Source organism: Methanobrevibacter sp. TMH8 (genome assembly GCF_020148105.1).
Taxonomy (GTDB): Archaea; Methanobacteriota; Methanobacteria; order Methanobacteriales; family Methanobacteriaceae; genus Methanobinarius.
The window spans coordinates 82,414-89,178 of sequence record NZ_JAHLZE010000004.1 but is presented as its reverse complement, the minus strand read 5'-3'; the positions used below and the strand labels follow the sequence as shown (position 1 = coordinate 89,178).

The following is a 6,765-nucleotide window of genomic DNA, read 5'->3' as shown; positions in this document are numbered from 1 at the left end:
TATCAATTTTATAGTTTTAAAGTTTTTATTAGTTTTATAACTCTAATTAGTTTATATTTTTTATCAATTTTATAGTTTTAAAGTTTTTATTAGTTTTATAACTCTAATTAGTTTATATTTTTTATCAATTTTATAGTTTTATTAGTTTCAAAGTTTTTATACTATCAAAAATCTTTAATTTGTTAATTCTTTCTCTATTTCTTCTAATGATTTTCCTTTTGTTTCTGGGTATCGATGTTTTAACAAAAATTAATGATAAAAAGCTACAAAAAGCGAAAATTCCAAATAATAAAGTTCCTCCAAATTGATTCAAAATATATGGGGAAAATTGTAAAATAAAAAATGTGAATACCCAGCTAACAGCTGAAGTAATAGACATAGCTAATCCTCTAAAATAATTTGAAAATATTTCTGATGTAATGACTCCTAGGCCTGGTGCAAATGAAGCTGCAAAAAAGGCAATATATATTAAAATAGCTATTAAAATTCCTATATTGCTGACATTAAATGTAAATCCATAGCTAACATAAGTTAGTGTTACTGTCATTCCTATTGCACCCCAAATAAGCAAAGATTTTCTACCTTTGGAATCAATAAACATGAGGGCAATGATAGTAGCTAAAAAATTCACAGCTCCTAAGATAACTGACTGTAATAGTGCAAGATTGCCCCCTACTCCGGTTTTTTCAAAAATTATTGGTGCATAATTTATTATTGCATTGATTCCAACTATTTGTTGGAAAATAGCTAATGTCACACCTAAGAAGACTATTTTTCTAATTTTTCCTTTAAACATATCTTTAAAAGTTATTTTTTTAGCTTTTGAACTTAAAGAATTTTTAATGTCTATAATCTCGATTTTAGCCATTTCCAAACCATGTGATTCTTTTAAAACATCATATGCTTCTGATTGTCTTCCTTTGGATATCAACCAACGTGGACTTTCAGGAAGTGAAGTTATTATGAGAATAAGGAAAATAATACTAAAAATAAATGGAACTCCTAACATATATCTCCAACCATTAGTTATATCTATAAAAAAATAGTTAAAAATATAAGCTAATAGGATTCCAGTCACAATAGCAAATTGATGGCATGAAACAAGCATTCCTCTCTTTTTTGGAGGGGAAATCTCTGAAATATATGTAGGTCCTAATACAGAAATAATTCCTACACCTATTCCTCCAATTAAACGGAAAAATATTAATGATAAATAATCTTGGGCAAATACACTACCTAATGATGATACTGCAAATAAAATTGATGTAATAATTAGAACCTTTTTTCTCCCATATTTTTCAATAAAAAATCCAGTAAATGAAGCACCAATAAAACATCCTATAATAAGTGAACTTACAACAATTCCTAGTGTGTAATCATTTAGATTAAAAAAGCTTTGAATAGAATTAACTGCTCCTGAAATTCCAGATATATTTAAACCAAATATTAATCCTCCATTTGTTGCAACAAAAATTATCCAGTATAGGTGTTTATAATTTGACATAATTATTATTTTTATTCTTATTTCAGTATTTTTAGTATTCTTATTTTTTCTTCTTGGGTTTTTTCTTTTTATTTTTTTTCTTCATTTTTTGACTTATTCTTTAGTTTTTAATTATTAATATGTCTTTATAATATTATTAATTTTATCAATAATTAAGTAATTTAATTATATAAAAATTAGTATTAAATATATTAGATTATATTTGTTGGATTGTACCAGTAAAAAATTAGTATTAAATATATTAGATTATATTGGATATTGGATTATATCTGTAAAAAATTAGTAAAAATATTTAAGTTAATATATGTAAAAATTGACTTATTTCATTTTAGAAGAAGCAATAGTGGCTTGTCCAAGAGATATAGAACCATCTCCAGCACAAGAATTCTTATGTTGAATAAATTCAAATCCTTCTTTTTCAATATAATTTTTAGTAGCTAATGTAATAGCTTCATTATAAAATACACCACCAGTGGCTCCAATAACATCTATTCCCATATCATTTGCTCCATCAATAGCTAGTTTAGCCAATCCTTCACTTACAGCTATTTGTGCAGCTGCAGCTATTTCATTTTTATTTTCACCTTTAGCTATTAATTCTATGATATCTGATAGAAGAGTATTTGTGTCTAGAACAGGTCTTTTATCAACTTTTTTAAACACTGGTTTAATGGATATATTTCCTTTAGCACCATAAGCAAAGGATTCTAACTTCATTGAACATTCTCCTTCATAAGTTCGCTCACCACAAATATTGAGGGCAACAGCTATTGAATCAAGTATACGCCCGGCACTAGTTGATATTCCGACATTTAAATTTGTTTTTATTTGTTTTAAAACACTTTTTATTTCCATATCTCCATGTTGGAAGTAATGAGAGTAATTTTCATTAAGTAATCTTTCTAATTCATCATTGTTTTCATTATATCTTTTACTATTATAAAGAATAGAAGCCAACATTCTAGCAGGATATTTAGTAGAAATATCTCCACCTGGCATTTTCTGAGGTTTGAGGGAAGCTAATCTTTTATAATTAGTTATATCAGTATAAATTATCTCTCCGCCCCATGCACTTCCATCTTCACCATATCCGACTCCATCAGCAGCTATAAAAATAAGTTCATCAAGAGAGTTATCAATAGCTAAAACTGCTCCATGAGCATGATGATGTTGAACAGGAATAACATCACAGTCAAATTTTTCTCCCATTTCATTAGCTAAACGACTTGTAAAAAATTGTGGATGCATATCACAAGCTATTAAATCAAAATTATTTGTTCTTGTAATTTTCATCATGTTTTGAATAGCTTCTTGAAGAAATTCATAGGTTTTATATTTGTTTGTATTTCCTATATGTTGAGAAACATAAGCCAATCCTTGTTTTTGGAGGGTGAATGTCACATCAAGTTCAGGTCCAAGAGCTAATACATTTAAATCTTTATTAATTTTATTGGATTGGATTAAATTTTTTAAATCATATGGTTCAGGGGCATAGCCGCGTGATCTTCTTATAAATGATAATTCATTGTTTCTATATCTAATTACAGAATCATCACATCTGTTAATGATTTTTCTATTGTGGAGAAGGTAATAATCAGCTATTCCATAGAGGCTAGATAAAATATCCTTGTTTTTAATCATCATAGGTTCCCCAGGAATATTAGCTGAAGTCATAATATAAGCTATTTCATCTGTGTAATTAAATAGAAGATAGTGTAAAGGAGAATAAGGGAGCATAACTCCAATATTATGAAGTTTTGGAGCTAAAGATTCAGCAAAATCATATTCTTCATTCTTTTTTAGTACTACTATTGGTCTTTCTTTTGATAAGAGGGATTTAGATTCTTTTAAAGATACTTCTGCAAAGGTTTTTACAGTATCTAAATCTGGAGACATAACTGCAAAGGGTTGATTAAGCCTATTTAAACGTTTTCTCAGAGTTTTAATTGGTTCATCATCTGTGACTTTAGCTACTAAATGTGTTCCACCGATTCCTTTAATAGCTAATATTTTTCCTTTATCTAATAGTGTTACAGCTTCTTTAAGAGGGTCTTGGCATTTAACTTCTTTTTCTTCATGATTGTATAATTTTAAAGAAGGTCCACATATTTCACAACAAATAGCTTCACCATGATATCTACGATCTAATGGGTCTGTATATTCTTCGTTACAGTCTTCACATAAAGGAAAATCATCCATTGTAGTTTTATCTCTATCATAGGGAACATCTTCAATTACAGTAAAACGAGGTCCACAATCAGTACAAGCAGTAAAAGGATAGTTGTATCTTCTGTTATTAGGGTCATTTATTTCTTCTAAACAGCTATCGCATATAGCAAGATCTGGTGGAATAACAGAAGCTCCTGAAAATTTATCTGAACTTTCAAGTATTTTGAAAGTGTTTTTCTTTAGGGGAGGATATTCTGATTTGTAGTCTGATTCATACTCAGATTCATCTATCCATATAAGTTCAATAGAATTTATTTTTGATATTGGAGGTTTTTTTTCTTTTAAAGTAGTTATAAATTCATTTACCTTCTTTTCATTTTCAAATAATATTATTTCAACTACATTTCCAAGATTTCGAACATATCCTCTGAGATTTAAAGTATTAGCTATTCTATATACAGTTGGCCTAAATCCTACTCCTTGGACAATTCCTTGAACTAATATTTTACCTATTTTCATTTGATATTTCACCAATAATAGATCTTTCCACTGATTACATGGATTTTTATTTTTTTAATGTTGATAAATTTTATATAATAATTTTATAATATAATCATAAAATAATATAATTATAAAAATATAGCATTTATAGTATATGAATATGTTATTATAATAATATATTATTTATTGGATATATTGATTATAATTATATATTTCTTATTGTTAATCTATCTAATTTTGATAATGAGAAATATTTAATAAAAATATTTATTTATTTTAAAAATAGCTTTTTTAGAAATATTTATAATATTTAATTAAGATAATGTTGATATATAATTGGGTATTTAAATTAGTATATAATTTGATATGTACTTTGGTATATAAATTATATTTTGAATTATTATACTAATTATTATTTAAATTGACATTTGGATTATAAAATTAAATTTAAAATATTTAGATTTTTTGGATATTTTTTATATTTAAAATATTTATGACGTTTGATTTTGGATATTTATATGAATTTATATGTTTAGATATTTTTAGAGATTTTAAACATTTTTAAAGATTTTTCGTGATATTATGAAAGAAATTCTTGAAAAGCTTTTAAAAGGAAGCATTGACATTGAAACTTGTGAAAACCTCTTAAAAGCAAATACCATTTTGGAATTAGATGAAATAGCTAAGTTCGACAATCATAGAGAAGTTCGCACCGGATTTCCAGAAGCTATTCTTGCTCAAGGAAAAGAATACAGCGATTTATTAGCTATTGTAAAGGGATATTTTAATAATATCGATAATAAAGGCCCTAATAATATTAATAATAATATTAATAATAATGAAAATAATTCTTCTATTCTTATAACTAGATTAACAAAAGAAAGATATAATAAATTAAAAAAAGACCTTGATGATTTTATAAAAAAAGGCTTTTCTTTGGATTATAATGATAAAGCAAAAATATTAATTATTTCTAGCAATTCTAATATTGATGATACTAACAATGTATCCAATATTTCTAAGGAAAAGATAGGAATTATAACTGCTGGAACTTCCGATATATCTGTTGGAGAAGAAGCTAAAGTTATAGTTGAGCAAGGTGGTTGCGAAGCTATTACTTCTTATGATATTGGAGTTGCAGGGATTCATCGTTTATTCCCACAAATAGCTAAGATGGTTGAAGTTGGTGTGTGTGCAATTATAGTCTGTGCTGGTATGGAAGGGGCTCTTCCTTCTGTTGTAGCTGGACTTGTTGATGTTCCTGTAATTGGAGTTCCAACATCAGTTGGTTATGGTGTTGGTGGCGAAGGTAAAGCTGCTTTATATGCAATGTTGCAGTCATGTGCTCCTGGAATAGCTGTTGTTAATATTGATAATGGATTTGGAGCAGGCGTATTTGCTTTAACAATAGCTAAAAGTTTGAATAAATGAAACTACTAATAAAATAATAAATATTATATATTAAAATCTTATTCATATTATTCATTTTTTCATTTACTTTTTATTTATTTTTTATTCATTTTTTCATTTTTTCGTTTTGAAAAGTATTTTTTAAAAATATATAATTAATATATGAATAAATTATACAAATTAAATATGAATAAAAATTCTTTTATTAATACTTTCGCAAACTTAATATTATAGTTCGTCACTAATTAGAGTAAACATAATATTATATAATAAAAATAATTGTAGTATTGATTATAATAATTTAATAAGTACAAATGAAGTATTGATACTTGATTATTTATAATGGGGATTTTAATAGTGATTTTTGAAGAATTCAATCCTAAAATTCATAATTATCATAAAGTTGCAGAATTTATTTATTCTGTAGATTTTAGAACTTATGATGAGGTTTTTAAAACTAAAGAAAATGCAATTTCATCTATTGAAGATTTACTCTTAATTGGAGAGGAAGATTCTGAAGATTCTGAAGATAATAATGATATTGACAGATCAAACTCTAGATTATATGTTGTATTAGATGATAATGATTTTGAAGGTTTAAATTCTGATAATACTAAAGATAATGGTATTAATAACATTAGGGACAAATATAATAATAGTATTGATATTAGTCTTGATGTTGATAACGAAACAAATATTGAAAACAGCCAATATAATTCTAAAAACATCATTGGAATCTTACAAATAGTGAAAGGGAAAAAAGAGAGTTTATTTGGTGATATTCTTTTTGTAATGACAAAACTGAAATCTTTTCAGGCTCTTAGATTTTCATATATATACTTTTTAGATTCTTTAGTTTTAGCTAATCTAAATGAAGATGATTTATATATAGCAGAAATAGCTATTGATGAATGTAAAAGAGGAAAAGGTCTTGGAACACAAATAATCAAAAAAGTAATTAAAAAAGCTAAGGAAAAAGGATATAAAAGAGTTGTATTAGATACTGATTTAAGAAACACAGGTGCTGCTAAGCTTTATGAGTCTATAGGTTTTAAGAAATTTGATGAAAAATGTGCAAAACTTCTTAAAAAAGATAGAGGAATGTGTAATATGGAATACATTTTGTAATTTATCTGTTAATGTATCTGGAATCTATTAGTATCTAGAATTATCTAAAATTT

Annotated in this window: 4 protein-coding genes; 2 read left to right on the top strand and 2 right to left on the bottom strand. The window is 26.1% G+C overall.

Annotation, left to right across the window (positions count from 1 at the left end):
• Positions 1–130: 130 nt before the first annotated feature.
• Positions 131–1,576: a sugar porter family MFS transporter gene (locus KQY27_RS01190; RefSeq protein WP_224424751.1), complete on the bottom strand. Its 1,446-nt coding sequence runs from the start codon at positions 1,574–1,576 to the stop codon at positions 131–133.
• 246 nt (positions 1,577–1,822) lie between these two features.
• Positions 1,823–4,192 (bottom strand): carbamoyltransferase HypF, encoded by a 2,370-nt coding sequence (hypF, locus tag KQY27_RS01185; RefSeq protein WP_224424747.1) that lies wholly within the window; start codon positions 4,190–4,192, stop codon positions 1,823–1,825.
• Positions 4,193–4,756: 564 nt separating this feature from the next.
• Here hypF and larB point away from each other — a divergent pair.
• Together larB and KQY27_RS09310 are read left to right on the top strand one after the other, a co-directional pair.
• Complete coding sequence (gene larB, locus KQY27_RS01180; RefSeq protein ID WP_224424746.1) at positions 4,757–5,605, top strand: nickel pincer cofactor biosynthesis protein LarB; 849 nt, start codon at positions 4,757–4,759, stop codon at positions 5,603–5,605.
• 336 nt (positions 5,606–5,941) lie between these two features.
• Complete coding sequence (locus KQY27_RS09310; RefSeq protein WP_224424745.1) at positions 5,942–6,712, top strand: GNAT family N-acetyltransferase; 771 nt, start codon at positions 5,942–5,944, stop codon at positions 6,710–6,712.
• Positions 6,713–6,765 lie beyond the last annotated feature (53 nt).